Origin of the sequence: Aquimarina hainanensis (assembly GCF_042684685.1) — a bacterium.
GTDB lineage: Bacteria > Bacteroidota > Bacteroidia > Flavobacteriales > Flavobacteriaceae > Aquimarina > Aquimarina hainanensis.
In genome coordinates this window covers 102,002-122,554 of record NZ_JBHULX010000048.1, presented here as the reverse complement: position 1 = coordinate 122,554, position 20,553 = coordinate 102,002, and the positions used below count along the sequence as shown (strand labels likewise).

At 38.9% G+C, this 20,553-nt stretch carries 11 protein-coding genes; all 11 read left to right on the top strand.

Annotation, left to right across the window (positions count from 1 at the left end; all coding sequences use genetic code 11):
• The first annotated feature begins 6 nt into the window (after positions 1-6).
• The 11 genes from ACFSTE_RS21630 (at position 7) to ACFSTE_RS21580 (ending at position 20,371) form a co-directional block, all read left to right on the top strand.
• Positions 7-2,805 carry a hypothetical protein gene (locus ACFSTE_RS21630; RefSeq protein WP_378254128.1) on the top strand — a complete coding sequence of 933 codons (2,799 nt, stop codon included), beginning with the start codon at positions 7-9 and terminating at the stop codon, positions 2,803-2,805.
• 14 nt (positions 2,806-2,819) lie between these two features.
• Positions 2,820-7,592, top strand: coding sequence for a DUF4402 domain-containing protein (locus ACFSTE_RS21625; protein WP_378254130.1), 4,773 nt, complete (start codon positions 2,820-2,822; stop codon positions 7,590-7,592).
• Complete coding sequence (locus ACFSTE_RS21620) at positions 7,589-9,415, top strand: contractile injection system tape measure protein (protein WP_378254132.1); 1,827 nt, start codon at positions 7,589-7,591, stop codon at positions 9,413-9,415. The genes ACFSTE_RS21625 and ACFSTE_RS21620 overlap by 4 nt, the downstream gene beginning before the upstream one ends.
• 107 nt (positions 9,416-9,522) lie before the next feature.
• Positions 9,523-11,016, top strand: coding sequence for an eCIS core domain-containing protein (locus ACFSTE_RS21615; RefSeq protein WP_378254134.1), 1,494 nt, complete (start codon positions 9,523-9,525; stop codon positions 11,014-11,016).
• Entirely contained in the window at positions 10,989-11,441 is a 453-nt protein-coding gene (locus ACFSTE_RS21610; RefSeq protein ID WP_176030805.1) for a hypothetical protein, read from the top strand. Before ACFSTE_RS21615 ends, ACFSTE_RS21610 begins: the two co-directional genes overlap by 28 nt.
• A gap of 144 nt (positions 11,442-11,585) precedes the next feature.
• A complete protein-coding gene (locus ACFSTE_RS21605) occupies positions 11,586-15,695 on the top strand; it encodes an eCIS core domain-containing protein (RefSeq protein ID WP_378254136.1) in 4,110 nt (1,369 codons plus the stop codon).
• Positions 15,696-15,756: 61 nt separating this feature from the next.
• Positions 15,757-16,572, top strand: coding sequence for a hypothetical protein (locus tag ACFSTE_RS21600; RefSeq protein ID WP_176030804.1), 816 nt, complete (start codon positions 15,757-15,759; stop codon positions 16,570-16,572).
• 296 nt (positions 16,573-16,868) lie between these two features.
• Positions 16,869-17,477: a peptidoglycan-binding domain-containing protein gene (locus tag ACFSTE_RS21595; protein WP_378254140.1), complete on the top strand. Its 609-nt coding sequence runs from the start codon at positions 16,869-16,871 to the stop codon at positions 17,475-17,477.
• Positions 17,477-17,686: a hypothetical protein gene (locus tag ACFSTE_RS21590; protein WP_378254142.1), complete on the top strand. Its 210-nt coding sequence runs from the start codon at positions 17,477-17,479 to the stop codon at positions 17,684-17,686. The genes ACFSTE_RS21595 and ACFSTE_RS21590 overlap by 1 nt, the downstream gene beginning before the upstream one ends.
• A gap of 50 nt (positions 17,687-17,736) precedes the next feature.
• On the top strand, positions 17,737-19,101 hold the full coding sequence (locus tag ACFSTE_RS21585; RefSeq protein WP_378254144.1) for an ATP-binding protein: 1,365 nt from the start codon (positions 17,737-17,739) through the stop codon (positions 19,099-19,101).
• A 106-nt stretch (positions 19,102-19,207) separates the two neighbouring features.
• On the top strand, positions 19,208-20,371 hold the full coding sequence (locus ACFSTE_RS21580) for a DUF2891 domain-containing protein (protein ID WP_378254146.1): 1,164 nt from the start codon (positions 19,208-19,210) through the stop codon (positions 20,369-20,371).
• Positions 20,372-20,553 lie beyond the last annotated feature (182 nt).

Here is a 20,553-nt window from a genome sequence, read left to right as displayed (position 1 = left end):
AAAAAGATGCAAACGACAACAACCATAGCAAAACAGATACATACGGGAGATGACCTGGATTTTGAATTTTTAAAAAAAACAGGAATAGAGTATATCGAGAAACTGGGGAGTGACCTATGGACAGATTATAACGCCCATGATCCTGGGGTTACCATTTTAGAAATGTTAGCCTATGCAATAACAGACCTGTCACAGCGTATAAATATGCCTATACAGGATTTGGTTGCAACAGAAGAAAATAACCTGAAAAACATGCATGAGCAGTTTTTATCAGCGATTCATATTCTTCCTTCCAAACCCATCACTGCCTTAGATTATCGGAAGTTGTTTTTATACATTCCGGGAGTTAAAAATGCTTGGATCGCAGCCCGTGAAACACAGGTGTTTGTAAATTGTGATGAACATCCTGCCTCCTTATCATACACTCCTTTTGAAGAAACTGAAATAACACATGATCCGTTTATTCTAAAAGGACTGAATACCATTCTGTTGGATTTGGAAGATGAGGTAGAGGAGCCTGATCAGGTAATAAATACCGTAAAGAAAATATATCACCAAAACAGAAATCTATGCGAAGATTTGGTGGAGGTCTCTGTCATCGAAACACACCCGATAGCTATTTGTGCGTATATCGATCTTCATCCGACAGCAGATGAAGAATATGTATTAGCATTGATATATCAGGCAATTGACGCTTATTTTTCCCCAACAGTTGATTTTTATTCCCTGAAGCAAATGTTGGATAAAGGGTATACTACCGATCAAATTTTTGAAGGACCGACTCCGCTTCCGGAAAAGGAAAATACTCCTGTCAAAGGAGGATTTATTGACAGTAAGGAATTAGCCGCAGCAGATCTGAGAAGGGAAGTACGTCTATCAGATATTGTACAATTGATTATGAAGATAGAAGGGGTTCATATTATCAAAGATATCTCTATTAGTAATTGCGATGGAAGTACAGGAGAAAATCAATGGAATATTTGTATAACCCCCTGGCATAAACCGATCCGCTGTGATAAAAGCACGTTTAATTTTACAAAAGGAATATTACCTATTGGAGTTAATGAAGAAAAAGTAGCTCACTATCAAGAACAGCTTCAGGAAGAAGAACGAGCAAAAAAACAAGAACATAGTATAGAAGATATTCCGTTTCCCAAAGGAACCTATAGTGCCCCTGATAGTTATACAACTTTTCAAAATGACTTTCCAGATACTTACGGAATTTCAACCATCGGATTACCGGGAAAAGCAACAGTTACCAGAGAAGCAAAAGCAAATCAGCTAAAGGCCTATCTGTTATTTTTTGATCAGGTACTGGCGAATTATTTTAAACATTTGTCCAAAGCAAAAGCATTACTCTCTATCGATGATACATTAAAAGCGATGTACCTGGATGCTGCCATATTTTCGGAAGAAGAAAAAGTAGCAGCCAAGCAGATGTATTTTTCACAGCCGGTAACGGATTTGGCTGATAGAGATTCCATATTACAGACGCCAGCTACCTATGAACAAGAACTGATCGCTATCATGGGAGATGTAAAAGGAGTAGGAACAGGCGAAGAGGTGTTTTATAAAAAGCGAAATGAATTACTAGATCATTTACTGAGCCGTTTTGCAGAGCGTTTTAGTGAATATACATTTCTAATGAAAATGCTGTATGGGGACAATACAGTATCCAATGATGAAATACTCAGTGCCAAGCTTCATTTTCTACAAGATTATGAGGTGTTGAGCAGAGAAAGAGGAGTGGGAAGTAATTATTGTTGTCCTGAAGTTTCTACTACGGATACAGGGATTTGGGATACGGTCAATGTCTCCGGAGTTCAAAAACGAATCGCTCGTTTATTGGGAATAAAAGACTACAGCAGAAGAGATCTGACAACAGCATTTTTGGAAGTATACGAGGAGAAAGATACCGATGATCTAAAAGAATATAGATGGCGGATTAAAAATGACACAGGGGTTTTACTGTCATCCAGTAAACACTATCATCATCTGAATCAGGCATATGAAGAGCTGTTTCTGGCATATTACTTGGCACAGCAACAAGAAAACTTCGAGTTTAAAAAAACAGCAGGAGGGGATAAAACCTATTTCAATCTTATAAACCCCGAGGTTACAGATAGTACGGATGAAGACAGAATTGTCGCTAGGAGAATTGCATTTACAGAAACAAAAGAAGCTTCTATTGAAGCCAGAGATGCATTGATCGAGTTAATAAAAGAAATAAGTGTAGATGAGGGGATGTATATGATAGAACACATACTGTTGAGACCGGATCGTTATCATCTTGATCAGTTCGAAACAGAAGAGTCGTTAGCTCCTGATGCACCGGCAACACTTTTTATGCCGGTTTGTATCGATGCTGACTGTACTGCCTGTAGTCCGATCGATCCGTACTCATACAGAGTGACAATTCTGTTTCCCGGATGGACCAGAAGATTTAGGAATAAAGATTTCAGGCAGTTTGCAGAACAGCTTATAAGAGAAGAACTACCCGCACATGTCATGGCGAAAATATGTTGGATAGGACAGCCGGCAAAACTAGTCGCTGATGAAGCAAATGATATGTTGAATATTCAGGAACGATATAAGGCTTTTTTAGAAGCAATTTCCTGTACGAATACAATAACAGCAAAAAAAGATATAGAAAATTACCGATCGACTCTCAACGATTTGATAACACAAATCAATACCGTTCATACTATTTATCAATCGGGGCGATTACACGATTGTGATAATGAAGAGACAGAAACCAAAGGGAATAAGATCGTATTAGGAAGAACGAATATAGGCAACCTTTAATAGTAGCAGAAGTCATGGCAACACTAAAATTAGAAGAAATCACAACCACCTACAGATCATTTGTAGATGATCAGGTGTTAACAGCAGCACAGTTAAATACAATCATAGACTATTTTGAGGATCAACATAGACTCACCAGAGTCTGTTTAAGTGGAGTTGGAATTGTATGTGGAATGAAGGTAGCTTATCAGGGGGGCGAAACTATTACAATTTCACCAGGGTGTGCTGTTACTACCGATGGGGATTTGATACGATATATGGGTAATACCTATACACACATTAAATCTTTTGAGGATAGAGACGCGGCATACGAACGTTTTTCGGGGATCGATAACCTGATTGAAATAGTACCTTCTTCCGAAGAATTGCAGCCACTTAGTACATTAGAAGATTTGGAACGGAAAGTAGTGGTGTTATACCTGGAAAATTACAAAAAAGAAGAAACGCCTTGTACTTCCACAAATTGTGATACACAGGGAGAAGAGCATATTGCCAATATTCGGATACTGCTACTCAATCCGGAAGAAGTGAATGCCTTGCACGCAGCAGATACTGTTTTTTCGAAACACCATACGATGGAGCAATTTCTAAACCTCCCGGAAGCAGCTGTAAAAAGAGTTATTCTCAGTCAATTAAACACGAAAAAATACAGTCAGCTGGTTGCAGCATATGCCCGGGTAATGAATGAAGCACCAGCAACTTTATCCGCATTGAGAAATGGAATAAAAAGCCTGTTCACAGATTTTGATGCACTGCTGCAAATAGAAGATGCCGTAACCAAAAAAAATGAAATAGAGACAGCGTTTACCCATCTGTATACCTTCTCGTATAAGCAATTACCACTCGATATTCAATATCGTTATGATTTACTTAGAGATTTGGAGATGACCTATGAAGAAATTAAGCAGCAATTATTCGATTTGCGACTAGGATGCTGTACAGCCGAAACGGCATTTCCTAAGCATATCGTCTTAGGTGAACTCGTACAGGAAAAAGCTTATTCCCTGTATCGGCATTCGTTCTATCCGGCAGCGATAATACCAGATGGGGTACATCGATTACAACAACTAAAAAGCTTACTTAATAGAATTCATCAAATGATGAAAGCCTATATGATACATAGTGTAGAGCAGATAAAAATTACGCCATCCAGCATCGGCAATAGTGCTTTGGGAGAACGTGCCATTCCTTATTACTACCAAACGACGAAAGAACTCATCAAATATTGGGATTATAACAAAACCCGTCAGTTCAAAGAAGGATATAATCTAGCCTATTCCCCTCAGTTTTTATCCTCTTTGGATAAGATACGCAACCCTCTGGATTATACTCTGGAGAAACATAACTTTTATAGAATCGAAGGTCATTTGGGAAAAGATTATGCATCAGCACTACGAGAAATAACCGACCTGAAAGTTCAAAAAGGTTTGGCATTTGATATTAAGGTATTGAGTATTGATGAAACTCTGGAGGGGATGGATATAACAGATTTTAAATGCCATTTCGAAGACCTAAATGTGATCCTTCAAGCCTGGTTAAAGGAGCAAGAGTGTTTGTATAAAGATATAGCCCTTTTCTTTTCGAGTTTTCAGAACAGACCTCCCTGGAAAAATACACATTATATGGCAGCAGGAATTGCCTCTGAGACGGTAGCAGCAGAAACAGTATCTCCGGTTATAGAAGCATCGGAAACCATATCCCGAAACAGTCACCTGGGAAATCAATTAGAAAAAAAGACCCTTGGTAATGTGTATAAAAGAAAGGTTTATACTCCTTTGCGTATTGTAGAAAATGCTTTGAATACTTCAGAAACAGTATTAGGAAGTATGATTAAAGAAGCGATAAAGAAGCATCCTGACAGAGAAGCAGAAACTATTGTCAAAGCAATTGATGACAAAGTAAAAAATATGGCAGAGATTCAGCAATTAGATGAGGATACAAAGGCAGTATCCATTGTATACCCATATCGACTAATTGTATATGTTGATGCAGTAGAAAAAGCCATTCCTACCGATGTTTCGGAAATCAGTGAAAGCAGGCTCCGTCAGTTTGCAAAAGCGACCAAAGAATTATGTGATTTGGTAGAAAACTACCAAAAAAGATTACATACAGCATTACACAAAAAGAATACTGTTTACAAACGAAAAGGGTATGAATCAAGAGTAACATTATTGCTGGATCAGTTAACGCTTAACTGTTGTGCTGCAGAAAAGATTAATGTGCTAAGAAAAGAAATAGAAAAACGAAAACTTAAAATATTAGAAAGCAAGTCACTCGCTAAGTTTATCGAAAGACATCCCGGTTTAGAACATACCGGAGGTGTAGTGCCAGGAGGAACATTTGTATTAGTGTATAAAGGAAAAGAAAAGAGAAAAAAATATCCGAGACCATTATTGCGGGCAGAAGAAACCCGAACAAAAGCCAGTGTAGCTAGAGAAGTAGAAGAAATGGTGACTCGTATCAATACCTTATCTAATAATGCATTGACAAAAGAAGAGGTAGCAAGAACACTACACAATATAGTAGGACGTATAGAGGATGTTACCATAGCTCCTTATTATGATATTGCAGCAAATACAGTCGTGGCAGATTTTTCATTGCCTTATCTGTGCTGTAGTGACTGCAGCCCTGTTAACTTTATTGTTCCGGCTCCTCCTGTATCCCTGAGATTACCGGCAGCACATGTATGCCTTGATGAAGATACTCAACCTCTTTTATTCGAAGTACAACCTACTGAAGGTATTGTCAAAGCAGTAGTATCTTTGGGGGAGAATGGAGGTGTACGAAGAAATGATGATGCTAAGTTTGTTTTTGATCCGACTTTGGTAAGCCCTGGTTTATATGGAAAAGAAATTACGTTTACCGTGAATGATCAGGTAACTGATTGTGTGATAAAAGTATATAAGAAACCAACCACAGGATTATCACATACCGTACAATATTTAGATGAAATAAGAAGCCGGGCAAGAGTTATCTATACTCTTTCCGGAGATCAGTTAGGTGAGACGATTGCCTATAGATGGACCTTTGGAAATGAAGAGAGTAGTACTGAATCACCTAATTCAGATGGAATATTAACCAAAGAGTTTTCGCTTCCGGTTAATGAATCGAATAGCATGACCACTCATCTGGAAATGACGAATGGGATCTGTACGATGGAAGCAAGTACTCAGATCAATTTTGAGGGGCCTATAGCAGTAGATTTAACACTTTTGGAAACCGAAATATGTTTAGACACAAGCACCTCTGAACCTCGTGTAATAGGAACAATCCCTAGTCCGGCAGAAGCAACCATTGCTATAGCAGATCCGATCACAGAGATCACTATAGATGGAACGGATATCTTAATTCATCCATCTAATTTTATAACCTTTGATCAGGAAATCGGTTTTACAGTAGCAGGAGAAACTGTAAGTGCAAAATTAACCGTACGGAAGAAACCAGAAGTTGGTATAAAGTTTTCACCCAACCCACTGGTAGTACAACAAGGAGATACAGAAGTAACAGTAGATCTCGGTATCAGTAATAATAATGATTTTAATGAGGATTTATTTGAATATTCCTGGAATGTAGGAACCGCTAATCCGAAAAAAGGGAAACAGATTACTCATACATTTACAGGATTAGAAACCCAAACTGCCAGTCAGATAAGTCTGGCTGTCGATCTGGAGGTAACAGGAGTCCCTTGTATAATAGCCCCTCTTCTCAATGTCAAAATTCCTGTGCAGGTACTTAGAGAAGATTCAGTAGTAATCTCATTATCAGAAGAAGATTTCTGTGAGGACGATAAGCGGTTCTATCCGTTTACCATCACTCCAGATGGGAGTACGGTCACTATTGATGGGGAAGGCGTTGTAACCCGAAACGGTCAACAAGGCTTTGTACCGTCAACAGCCAGTACTGGCACTGTTAATTTTACAGTAGATGGAAATCCCTCAGGAGTATCCGTGACAGTGCATTCGATACCAGATGCAACTGTTTTTTATACGGCTAATGCAGCCAGTTTTGTCATCGCTGCAACTACACCTCCAGAGGCAAACTGGACATATCACTGGGATATCGTTTTAAGAGATGGAAACAACAATGTGTTGGACGCTAGTGGTTTAGTGATTAGGAATCATGTGGTTAGCTGGAGTAGAGAAGAAATTCCTGCAGCTTTTGTAGAACTCACTCTAACTGTAGGAAGTAGTGCAGGAACAAATGTAGTGTGTGATCAGGTAATTACAGAAGTGATCGATATACATAAAATAAGTTGTGAAGAAAACCAATTCGGGATGGTGCGGCTAATGCATCAGCTTCTTCAAAAAATGGTAAAAGACGGACAGTTGACCAGTACCAATCCGATATTGAAACAATTGGTGAATCGCATTGTAGAAGAGTATGCATTTTTTTCCAGAGAAGAAAATCAGAACCTCTATGAACCAGTCAATAGTACTACAGCTATAGATCGATTTAATACCTTTTTGGCGGCAGATGGAGACTGGACAACCGATACGATAAAAACAACACAGGATAAAAACTTTTTTAAATCCGCTATGGAGCTGCTGTACAGATTAGCTACTATGGTTACTCAATGTGCAGATGTAGACCTTAAAGAGGTCGAAAATACGATAGCTGCATTATTGCGAAAATTAGACATTATTTCTACCAATACACCTATGACTGCGTTGAGAGCGAATCCTGTATTCAGACCATCGGGAACCATTAAAATGGACACCTTTTTCAAGGCAATTACAAGTCGTGTGACAATGAAGAAAGTACTGGATATACTAAAAGGAAAAGAATGAATCCATCGACTCATATCATACAGAAATTAGTTGTAGAGGTAACCACATCAGAGGCATCCAGAGCATATGTGCTTCAGAAGGAAGTCGATGTATTGGTCAAAGAGCAGCTAATTCCGGCAGTACAGACTTATTTGGATAGTATGGGGAGCACTGTCAAGGGAGTTATGAGATTTGATACAGTACAACTAGTACTCGAAAAGGTAGCAATTCGGGATACTATGCAGTGCCAGTTGCAGCTTGTAAAAGCATTAGGACAACGATTACAAACAATGAAAAATGAAGGCATACAAGAAAAAAGAAAGCTTGAGATTTCTATAAAAGACACAAAAAAAGATGCTTTGTTTTTCTTTTTAAAAACAGGAAGGACTCCCTGGTGGGACCATTCTGAAAAAGGGGAATTCCTGAATCAGAAATATTGGACAGCTATGCGATTTTCAGTAAAAGATGCGCACATTCTAAAGCAAATGATGAAAGACGATATTGTGAGAAAACGACTGGATTATCAACTTTCAATACAGGAAAAATGGAAGCTGCTATCCGGAGTGTTACAACTTTCTCCTCAGTTGACAACCACGTTTTATTCAGCTATAAAAAACACCTTTGTTACAACTCAATGGCAAAAAGATTTTATAGAGGCATTATTGGCAGAACATCTTTATGAGACAGCATCAGGATCTCCTTTAAAACGCTTTTGGGAACGCTATCAGGTGTTTTGGCACAAGAAGAAAGCAGGTAAAGAAGCATTACTTCAGGAAGTTGTGAATGCTTTGGGAGAGGGGAAAGTAATACATTTAACTAAGAGCGAACTCTTCACCAAAATAAAAAAACAATTAGAAGGTTCCTCTGTAACTACTTCTATAAGAAAGGATATTGCCAGTAATATCATAAAGGAGTATAAACAAAAGGTAACGGAAGTATTTATCGGAATAAGGAAATATAATACAGCTACATCAGCTGTAGCGGAAGAAGTAATATTGTCTTGTTTCCCTCTTAAGGATATCTCACAAATACATCACTTTTTGTCAAGTAGAAACGAACCATGTACCCTATCAGAAATCAAGGAAATTGTAACAACATTATTTAGAGAACACAATGTTGTTAAAAGAATAGAAGAAGAAATAACGGCTATAGAAAGCAGCTACCAAAACAAGCTGCAAAAACAATTTGAGTTAGAAACTACTTCTATCAGGAAGATAACAGTTTCTCATGTTCCAGAGGTTGCAGTAAGACAAACGAAGAAGAGGAATATGTTGCAGGAGAAAAACAGGTCGGAAATGAGGAGTGAATTTCCTTCTCAACCGGATAATACAGTTACGAATGTGGTATGGTATACAGCTACAGCAGGGTTGGTATTAGTACACCCATTTATAGAATCTCTTTTCAGAGCTACGGGCATCATTCATGAGAAAGCCCCTGTGATAGCTGATAAAGAAAAAAGTCTGGCAGTACATCTGTTACATTACCTAGCCACTGGAAAAGAACAGGTTTTGGAAAGTGAGATGCTACTGGCTAAGTTTTTATGTGGTTTCTGTGTGAACACTCCTATCAAAAGGGAATTAGTGATTCCGGAGGAAATGAAAAGAGAAGCCGATGCGCTAATCAAAAGTGTGATTTCGCATTGGGGGGTATTGAAAAGCACTTCTGTAGATGGATTAAGAGAAGGATTTATTCAACGAAATGGAAAATTGATATTAGATACCAGTGATAAATACAGACTGATAGTAGAGAGAAAAGCGCAGGATATTTTATTAGACAAGTTACCGTGGAACCGTTCAATCATCAGGCTTCCGTGGATTGATAAGTTAATTTTTGTGGAATGGTAAACAAATTAGGGACAGGTTCACTAGGCATTCTAAGGAAACTACTAAAAAATATTTCGAAACAAGTATCGGAGCATTTACATCTCACTTAGTGAGTAAAATAATAAGCGATGAGATTTCTAAAACAACATAAAAAAAACAAAAAAGGAAGCAATACTCCTTTTATAGGACCTAAAATACAACCTAAGTTGACTATAGGAACTCCTGGAGATGCTTATGAAGTAGAAGCTGATCAAATGGCAGATACCATTGTCAATAAATCTTCGGAGCCAGCCGTGGTACAGAAAAAAGAAATGCCGGTAGAGGAGGAAACAGTTCAGGCAAAATATACCGACTGTGAGGAGGAAGCAGCGATACAACGGAAAGAAGAAGAACAGGAGATCCAGGCAAAATCAGATCAGCCATCACAAGGGACTCCCGGTTTGGAAAGCCGTTTAAATAAGGGAATGGGAGGACAAAAATTAGAGAATAAGACACGATCAGAAATGGAAGCTGGTTTTGGAGCAGATTTTAGTCAGGTACAAATTCATACAGATAACAAAGCTGCTCAAATGAATCAGGAGATCGGGGCGCAAGCATTTACACATGGCAATGATATCTATTTTAATACGGGGAACTACAATCCAGAAACTAAAAAAGGAAAGCATCTGCTGGCACACGAACTAACCCATACCCTCCAACAAAAAGGAATGGTACAACAGAAGGTTCAGCGACATATGCAGGATACGTATCCCTGGTCTGGGATTATTGCTAATACATGGAGCGCTTCTTTGCGGGGACAACCAAGACATACAGACTTTATAATGAACATTCCAAGAGGAACAAAAGTAGAGGTGAAATCAAATGTGGGAAATTGGCTGTATGTAAGTTTTATGTTCAATGGGGAACGAAAGACGGGATATGTCAGTCAGGAATTAGTCGATTTTGATCAGGTTGCCAATGATGCAAATCAAAGAATCAGTGATTTCGATTCCTTTAATAGCTATCCCGAAGTAAGAGGAGCCACCGGATGGACTTTTGGAGATGAAACTCAAGGAGTCATTCCAGAGCAGGAGCTCTCTATGGCAACAGCTAACAGTTTACCTGAATTGGGAGCAATGTCACTACTAAACTACAATGTTGTAAACCTGGGGGGACAGATTTTGGAAAAAATAAGAACAGACCCTGATATGTTGGCTACGCAACAGGAAATTTTACAGGCAGTGCGACAAGATGAACGATATGGAGAAACAGCATTTTATATCACAGGTAGAGAACTTGTAGGGTTTGGAGGAAACCGTTGGACTTCCAGTAATGAGAGTTGGTCCAGTACGGGAGATGATAATCCGTTACTACATCGCGAAACCTGGCAAGTTGCAGGAAATGAACTCACCTGGGCACTTAGGAATGCGACAGTTCGTTACTGGGCAGAAGTAAGTCCGGATGGAGCTGTACGAATAACCTATCACCTCAATGATAGATTAGACCTCAGTCCTTCAGAAGGTCGCTCAGAAGCCTATAATAATATTTCAGAAGTTACAGGATTCCTCTATCATACATTAGCAGGAGGAAACCTTAACCTACAAACACGTGCAGAATGGACAGAAACATTTTCAAACGAATAATACTAACAACCCTAATACTAAGTAGTTGTATGAATAAGCAAACCAATACCAATCATTTTTATGATACCAGAAAGATAAACGATCTCTACAGGGTTCCTTTATTAGAACCTATAGAGTTAATATCTGCGGATGAAGACAGTTGGTTTCTGGCTGTCAACTCTTTTAAAAAAGGAGTGAAAAGAATGCATGTAGAAGCAGTTGGAATAACAGATTCTATACTGGTAGGATATGTATCGAGTGTATACCTGGATAGTAAAATGACAAAAGCATGGTATGTGATAGATTACCCCGAAAAAAAGATAGAGTATTTTACTGATAGTCATGCATATCAGCAGGAAATAGCTAAGAAAGGGATCGTAGTCCCCCTTGTCAAAGCAGTTGATTTTTATACCAGTTATTGGAAACAGAAAGCAGTAAATAAATGACTAAACTATGAATATATGAAGCGTTATAGAGAAAATGAACACAACAAGTCTCGAAGGATGAAAACCCCAATTATAGAGGGAATGGTTTAGTCTTCAGTATGCCATAATAATATGCTCATCCTGTGAGCCTAATACATTTAATATATGTTTAAAGCTACTTCACATACATCCACAACAGCAGGACACCAGCGTCCAACTCACGTACTGGGAGAAAAAGAAACACCGTTTATCCAACCCAAATTGAGTGTAGGTAAATCAGGAGACAAGTATGAGGTAGAAGCAGATCACATGGCAGATCAGATAGTAGCAAAAAGCAATCAGCAAAGCCCCCCTTTTTTTAGCCCTGTACCAACGATACAATCAAGAGAAGAACAGATACAGGAAAAACCCCTGGCTGCTTCTATAACCACAGGAATTCAGCTAAAAGAAACAGAAGAAGAAATCATACAAGAAAAATGTGAAGCTTGTGAACAGGAGCAAGTACAGAAAAAGGAAATCATCCCTCCTCCTGTGGTTCAAAATAAAGGAGAAGAGGAAGAAGCACTTATTCAAAAAAAATGTGAAGCCTGTGAGAAAGAAGAAACTGTTCAGAAACAAGAAGAAACGAATATTGTTGAGACAAATAAATCTTATGAGATAGAAAGTCAGAAACTAATGCCTATTCAGAAGAAATGTGACTGTGAGGAAAAAGCACCTGTCCAGCGGCAGGAGTTGGTCACCACGGACCCGAATGTTATTGTTAGCAATGCACTGGGAGCACTTCAATCCGAAAATAGTCTGGAATCCCGCCTGAATAATACAAAGGGGAAGGGAGGTAAACTGGATAAAAAAACACAAGAGGAGATGGAGTCAGGCTTTGGAGCTGATTTCAGTAATGTTAATATTCATACAGATAGTACTGCTATAGAAATGAATAAGGAATTAGGAGCACAGGCTTTTACCAATGGTAATGACATCTATTTTAATGAAGGGAAATATAATCCAGATACGACCAGTGGAAAACATTTACTAGCGCATGAATTAACGCATACAATACAGCAGGGAGCAAGTAGTGCTGATACTATTCAGCGATTCGAATTACCGGAATTTGGGGTGCCTGATTTCGTAGAGGATGGTTTGGATACAGTATCCGGTTTGTATGATGATACAGTAGATGCAGTTGCAGATGGAATATATGAAGTAGGAGAAACACTGGGGATCAATGATGATGTGTTGGAGGCGTATGAGACTGTTACAGAGTATGCTTATACCGGCATGGACTATTTATATGCCGGATTGGATTGGTTATATTCATCAGCTGGGGAAGTAGCGCGTCGATTAGTAGAATCTCTGGGAGGAGTTATTATGATTACATCTGGAGGCTTGATCATCACTTTTCCCAAGATTTGCCCGATTGAAGCAGAAGATTTTGATATAGATATTGACGCACAGGAAGGAGAAGCAAAAGTTCCGATTTTTGGAATTCCAATTGGTCCGGGAGTACTGACAGGGGAAATAGGGGTAAAAGGGGTGTTTGATCCGGCAATGAACTTACAATTAGGACCTTTCTGCCTAGAAGGAGCACAATTAGTGATTAATCCGCTTAGTGGAAATTATACTGCCAGGGGAAGTGTAAGTGCCACAGCCGCAGTATCGGTAGGGGCAGAAGCAAGAGCTGGTCTATTAGGAGAGTTGTCTTATATAGGAGTTATTGTAGTAGGAGGAGTCCCCGTTCCTATAGAGATCCCTCTTATAGGATTAGAAGGGGGAATTGCAGGATTAGGAAGAGCCATAGGTATTGGAGAAATAGAAATTGGGGGTAACATAGGTTATAGCGGAGGTTCCTTTATCGCAGGAGCCTTTGAGCAGCTTAATTTGGGATTAGCAGGAGATTTGTTTTTAGGTGCCTATGGGCAGATGAATATTTTAGGAGAGAATTTCTGTAGATTGTATTGGGAACCTCTTGCATGGCATGGAGATATCGGAGCATTCTTTAATATTGCAGCAGGAATAGTAATTGGTCCTAGTTCAAGTGCTTATGCATATGCATCAGCAAGTTTGGGGCGCTTTCCTTTTGATCAATTTGATCTTATTTTGAGTAGAAAAGGATTTTCAGATGATTGTCCGATAAAAGATAAGTTATGCAAGTTGTTAGAAGCCTTACATCTATTGCCGTCACAGAATGGAGGTGTATGGAGTGATACCGGAAGTTATGGACCGGGAAGTAGATTGACAGGACCGTTGGAAGTCTATGAAAAGACGCCGCCAGGAAGAGCTAGTGGAGCAGAATGTAGAGGGGCATGTGGTCCTGATTGTGAAACTTGTACCTCACATAGCACATATAGGTATACGGACCCGGTAAGCGGAGAAACCTGGGAATACACTAATTTTCAGGATTGTGATACCCATGAAGGTTGTAGAGAACATGATGCTGCCTTTGACTGGGCTGCTGATAAAAAAGGAGAGATTGGCAAATGGGCGATCATTATGCCTTGGCATATGGCAGCGAATATTGAGTGTACCTGTGATTATCCGGCAGGAAATTGTTTTGCCTGGGTAGCAGGCTTACCTCCATATGATGGGAAAATGTATTTTGCAGATACAGCAAGAAAGATATCAGGAGGAGGAACAGGTCCAGGACATGGCGGAACCCAACCTGGAAATACTCCGGATTGTGAAGGATATACAGGAGGGCCACCATTTGGTAGTGATGAGGTGATTGGAATTCCTGGGGGAGACTTTTATCACTATAGTGCAGCACCAGTTAGTGGAGAGTTCACCGTTGTTCCGGGATATGACCGATGGACAGATTACCTGACTAATTGTAGTGCAGAAGCACATGCAGCTACAGGAGTTCCGGAACCAGCGATTCAATACGTAACTATTGTCAGTGGGAGTGATGCAGCACTTTTTATTGATACAGGTCAGTTCAATGAGAGACATACCACCTCAGTGATTTATGGCGTGAATTATCCGTATCGTCATTATAATAACCATACTGCAATTCCTGAAAGCTGTTATACGACCTTTAGGTTGACAATTTTTACTCCAGATTGCTCGTTGAGTGGAGGAGGAGCTACCCCAAGTGGCGATGAACAACAAGACCTGGAGCGATGTGACAGGCACGAATTACCCCCAGAGTTTTGCGATGATCTTTATAATAGGGTAATAGAACGTTTTGGAAATAGAGACCGGGATTTAGAATTTGATCCCGATGGTCCTCTGGAAGGACATCGTTTTCCCGATGATGCTCCTATTATGGAACGCTTCAGGCAATCCTATAACCGATTAGATAGCTGGAATACCTATATTGCTACCTATCATCAGGATTGGTTTGGAGAGTTTACACAAACATTCCAGGTAGAAGAAAGAAGAACCGAATGGATGTCTGCGATCAAAGAAGAAACAAAAGAGTTTAAAAAGAGATTTAGAGATATTGATAACAGAGATCCTGAAGGAGAACGCAGGCGGTTCGAAGAAGGGATTTTGCAAGACTATGAAGAGAGAATTGATCAAATGGTTCAGGAGATAGCACAATGGTATAAAACCAGAAGCGGAAGTCAGGAAAGTATTGAAGAAATCATAGAAAGAGTTCATCAGGAAGGAACTGTTCTATGGAGAGCAGCCTGGAGAGCTACTATTTTGGCAGTAAACAGAGTGTTGTCCAGAATCTGGCCTCCTGCCAAAGCAGCATTAGAATCCTGGATAGGACAGGAACAAGGAAGACACCCGAATGTAGACCTGAGCGGAAGCATTAGTGATATTGATTATATCGGGAGTTTAGCCAGAGGATTTAAAAGTCCATCAAAACAATTTGTGCGGTTTAATCCTGATAATTTTGATGTAGATGCATTTTTAGTAGCTCCACCGTTATCAAAATGGGCAATTAATTTTGCTCCGGAGAAAGATGAACCTGATTTTATTGATAAAGGGAGAATCTGGGGAAGATCCTCGGGAATCGATCGTCTTATTTCATTTGCTGACCTGGCACATACGGAATTTAGTACTATTGAAGGATATGATCAGGAAGAAATATTTGATGTGGTACTGAGAACTCCACCAACCCCAGAACAAGATCGGAATAGAACAGGGTCAGATAGATTGTATGAAGTGAGAGAACAGCTTAGTCCGGAACGATACAGTGAACTATTGCAGGAATTACAGCAAGCAGGTTTGATGATGACTGATGAAGAGGGGCGGTTATTATTACGGGAAGACCTAAACGAAGAAGAATTTAACACCTTTGTACAGATTATAGAACGATACGAACAATAGAATGGAAATATATAGATATAATTATCTGCTGGATCTACGGACTGCTGATTTTTTAACAAATATGAATTTTAAGGATCGATTCGCATTGCTCCATGAATTATTACGGATTTCAGCACAACCTATAACAAGGCGTTGGCGTTATATATTCGAATTTTTTGATTCTTTAAAAGATTCAGAACAGGAAAAGATATTTTTTGAGATTACCTGCAAAGAGATCGATCATTGGGACGAAGCAGTTTTATCAATGCACTCTAATTCAAAATATGTGTTGGATCAGAAATGTGAAGGAATGTTTTCCCGGTTGATCAAACATGTTTCTATTTATAAAAGAGAAAGTAAAGGGAATGAACATTTGATTAAAATTGCCCATAATGAGAATCTGGAAAACCTCAATATGCTGACAATTCACGATAGTACGCTTAATAAAAGCGGAATACTGGCACTTAAAAACTCATCGGTTTTAAAAAATATTCATTCATTGCGTATTCAAAATGTGGTACTGAATCCAGCGTTAAGAGCATTATTGTATTCCTGTTCTTTTCCTAATTTAAAACACTTAGAACTAATAAAACTCGGAATATCAGATTCAGATTATTCCCTCTTAGAACAAGCGTCAATTTTTGAAGGGGTTCAATCCCTGAATTTATCATCAAATATCCTAGCAGATGGTTTTATAACCACCTTATTTGATACGATGACATCCCTGCCGGAAACAATAATTCTAAAACGGAACTTTATCAAAGAAGCTGGGATGAATCATATGTTAGGATATCTAAAAAACACCTCATTTCAGTTAGTAGATGTTTCTAAAAATAGCATTCCTCAGGATTTTAAGAGCAAAGATACCGAAGTACTAAGAGGAACTATTTTGTACTGAAATTAGCCTATGTATTATTGAAGATTTATATAAGAGGGGTTCGCACAAGCTAGTAGCCGTTGAAGAGGTATATCAGGTTGTTCCGAACGCGGTATAGGATGTTCAGGGCGGGGTAATTTGTTCCGAACAGGCATGAGAATGTACTTGATCATCCATAAGTATATTCGTTGAGGCGTATTCCGAGGTGGTTTACTGTTTTTTCAAAAAACAGGTATTTACCCCTTTTTTAACCGTTTTTTACCTCCGGATAATCTCGAGAATTACAATTAATTTTAGAAAAGAATAGCTTGGTCAGCATGAAAAAAGAAGCGTATAAAAAAGAATTATTACTACGATCCGTACAACGAAGGAATGGATCGGATAATTATTATAAAGAAGTGATGAAAATCCAATCCTGGCTGACGTTGTTTTCTATTTGGAACCCCAATAGTGGAACAGCCACAGCTATTGATGGGGATTTTGGTCCTGCAACAGAAAAAGCAGTTAAAAATTTTCAGCAGGTACATCAAATGGAAGAAAACGGGTATGTCGATCAGCATACGTTTAATGTATTGACATTAAATCTCAAGGAAGCTTTCGAAAAACCGTTATTTGAAGATACCGTTAGAGGACTACTTATTGAAGCAGCAAATAATCATCTGATGAATTACCCATTCGAATTAGAGATTCGCAAAGAGTCCAATAGCGGACCATGGGTACGAAGTTATATGGATGGTAATGAAGGTAATCTCTGGTATTGGTGTATGGGATTTGTGCAGACTATAATAGATCAGGTATGGAGTCATCTAGGGAAAGATTTTAGAACGATGATGCCGTTGACGTATAGTTGTGATACGGTTGGTAATACAGGTTTGCAAAAAGGGTTCTTTATCGCTATCAAACCCTCCGGAAGGATCCGGATTTAGTGAAACCAGGAGATCTCTTTCTCTTACAGCGATCAAAATATGACTGGATACATACAGGTATTATTGTGAGTTGCAAAGGAGCAGTACTGGAAACAATTGAAGGAAATACAAACTATCAAGGCTCCAGAAATGGAATTGCAGTGATGAAGAGAACAAGAAATCTGCAAAAGTCGAGATTAGATGTGTTTTCATTGGATACTTTTATTTAAAATAAACTTTTGGCTTTAGGGGTATTCCCGAAGCGTTAATACCTCATTTCATGAGCACTCATACATCAAAATCTATACAAACCAGGGTAACAACCCATAGCGGCTGGGAATATGCACTTTCCTTTCTGAAAGAAGTAATTAATTATCGATTTCAAAAAGAATTTTCAGGCTCAGCAGCAGGGTATCCTATATGGAATCCAGGGGAACATACCAGGGAACCGTTACTTTCCTGGATTGCCGACAAAGAACTCCCAACAGCAGAAATTATTGTTTTATTAATAGGATTGGTTCCTCATGTCTCTCCAGGGTTTATACACAATATTATCAGTGACTTTTTTCCCTCAGGAGGAGAATTACCGGATTTAGGAGGGGTAAAAGGGAAAAATCATCGGGGAATTCTTCCTACGGGAGAAACGATACAGTTTCTATTGGCAGGTAAAGAAATTGAGGGGCGAATTCTGGTGAGTGCATACTTCTCTCCAGATCATTTTTTTGCTCAGGAAGGGGTACTGTATCTGGAGACTGTACCGGCAGGAGAACCCGTAATGAGTGGAAAAATCATTATAGAAGAAGAGTTCCTCGCATTATTGACGACTAACAGAAGCTATCAGCCCAAAACAGGAAAAGAATTCCCGGCAGAGAAGATTGATACTACACTAGAATGGGAAGACCTGGTATTGAGCTCAAAAACATTGACACAGGTAAAAGAGATCGAAATATGGTTGCGATATCATCATACATTATTGAATGAATGGGGAATGAAGCGATCCATAAAACCAGGGTATCGAATTTTGTTTTCTGGTCCTCCGGGTACAGGGAAGACATTAACTGCTACTTTATTAGGGAAGTACACAAAAAAACCAGTATACCGAATTGACCTGTCTATGGTTGTGTCTAAATATATAGGAGAAACCGAAAAGAACTTGTCCAGACTTTTTGACAAAGCTAAAAACAAATCCTGGATTTTATTTTTTGATGAGGCAGATGCTATTTTTGGAAAAAGAACTAATGTAAGAGATGCACATGACAAGTATGCAAATCAAGAAGTTTCCTATCTGTTACAACGTATCGAAGCCCATCCGGGACTCGTTATTCTGGCTTCTAATTTCAAAAACAATATAGACACCGCTTTTACCCGCCGGTTTCAATCTATTGTAGAGTTTGAAAATCCAGGATATAAAGAACGTTATACACTATGGAAGAAAAACATTCCGGTACAGGTTACTTTTGAATCGGACTGCTCCCTCCAGGAGATTGCAAAAAAATACGAAGTTACAGGAGCCAATATTGTCAATATTATACAGTATGTATGTCTCAAAACAATTGCGATGGATAAGCGGGAAATTTCATTAAAAACTATGCTGGAAGGAATCAAAAAAGAATATTTGAAAGAAGGAAAAATGATAAGTATTTAAGAGTTTATGAACTATTCTTTTATGTTATTAACAAAATCGGAAGTTACTTCATACAAATCAATACTTTTAAAAATATTGAATACACATATTTTTAAAATACCTGATAATGAAACACTTTCTTTTTTTACTCTGTTCCCTTTTTATTATAGGGTGTAACCAGAAAAGTGAAACTACAACTACGACTGATACAACAGAAGTTTCCAAAGATCCGCTAAAAGATCAAAAAAAACCGGAACCCCCAGCAGAAGCATTAAAACTAACACAGGAACAGGCAAGTAAACTTATAGCACTACCACTGGCATGTATCCAGACAGAATATCCGAATAAATTAAATCAAGTTATAGGAGGTAAGAAGGACATTCAGGAACCTTCTGTATTACATCCTGCTTTTTACGGATGTTTTGATTGGCATTCTTCTGTTCATGGCCATTGGTCTCTGGTAAAAATCTTGAAAGAATTTCCACAGATAGCCAAAAGCGAAGAAGCCAGAAAGCTATTGGCGACAACTATTACAAGAGAACATATAGCCGCAGAGGTTGCGTATTTTCACGGAAAACACAATACTTCTTACGAAAGAACATATGGGTGGGCATGGTTGCTTAAATTAGCAGAGGAACTTCATACCTGGGAGGATCCTTTGGCCAGAACACTGGAAGAGAATCTCCAGCCACTGACAGACTTAATCGCGCAGCGCTATATTGATTTTTTGCCTAAGCTCAGATATGCAATCCGAGTAGGAGAGCACCCAAATACAGCTTTTGGGCTTTCTTTTGCCTGGGATTATGCAATAGCCGTAAATCATAAAGCACTTATAAATAGTATCCGGACAAAAGCCATTGAGTTTTATAAAAACGATCAGGGATGTCCCTTGAGTTGGGAACCAGGAGGGTACGACTTTTTATCCCCCTGTCTGGAAGAAATTGATATCATGCGCAGGGTGTTGAATAAAGAGGAATTCGAAAAATGGATTGGTTCATTTATTCCCGATCTGCAAGCAAAAAGCTTTCGATTAGAAACCGGAGAAGTATCAGATAGAAACGATGGGAAACTAGTACATCTGGATGGGCTTAATTTTAGCAGAGCCTGGGTACTATATGGGTTGGCAGACCAATATCCGGAAGATTATACGCACCTTATAAAAATCGCTAATCAACATGTCTCGTATTCCTTGCCGAATCTGGTAGGGGATAGTTATGAAGGAGGGCATTGGTTAGGCTCATTTGCTATCTATGCATTGGGGGCTTCAAATACCGCTAAAGCTACAGAATAAGGATTAATCAACAGAAGGTTTCAGCAAAAGAAGAAGTATTACTTCTGCTCAGGGAGATAAAAACACTTGATACCAATCTATGACAGTATGGATACTACTATCATGGATAGTAGTAAAATATATGTGTTATCATATAGAACTATAGCATTAACAGCTGATCCCATTCCATTGCAATGTAGAGA

Coding starts and splice junctions, on each gene's coding strand:
- ACFSTE_RS21630 (WP_378254128.1), top strand. CDS start 7: ATGCAAACGACAACAACCATAGCAAAACAGATACATACGGGAGATGAC.
- ACFSTE_RS21625 (WP_378254130.1), top strand. CDS start 2,820: ATGGCAACACTAAAATTAGAAGAAATCACAACCACCTACAGATCATTT.
- ACFSTE_RS21620 (WP_378254132.1), top strand. CDS start 7,589: ATGAATCCATCGACTCATATCATACAGAAATTAGTTGTAGAGGTAACC.
- ACFSTE_RS21615 (WP_378254134.1), top strand. CDS start 9,523: ATGAGATTTCTAAAACAACATAAAAAAAACAAAAAAGGAAGCAATACT.
- ACFSTE_RS21610 (WP_176030805.1), top strand. CDS start 10,989: ATGGACAGAAACATTTTCAAACGAATAATACTAACAACCCTAATACTA.
- ACFSTE_RS21605 (WP_378254136.1), top strand. CDS start 11,586: ATGTTTAAAGCTACTTCACATACATCCACAACAGCAGGACACCAGCGT.
- ACFSTE_RS21600 (WP_176030804.1), top strand. CDS start 15,757: ATGAATTTTAAGGATCGATTCGCATTGCTCCATGAATTATTACGGATT.
- ACFSTE_RS21595 (WP_378254140.1), top strand. CDS start 16,869: ATGAAAAAAGAAGCGTATAAAAAAGAATTATTACTACGATCCGTACAA.
- ACFSTE_RS21585 (WP_378254144.1), top strand. CDS start 17,737: ATGAGCACTCATACATCAAAATCTATACAAACCAGGGTAACAACCCAT.
- ACFSTE_RS21580 (WP_378254146.1), top strand. CDS start 19,208: ATGAAACACTTTCTTTTTTTACTCTGTTCCCTTTTTATTATAGGGTGT.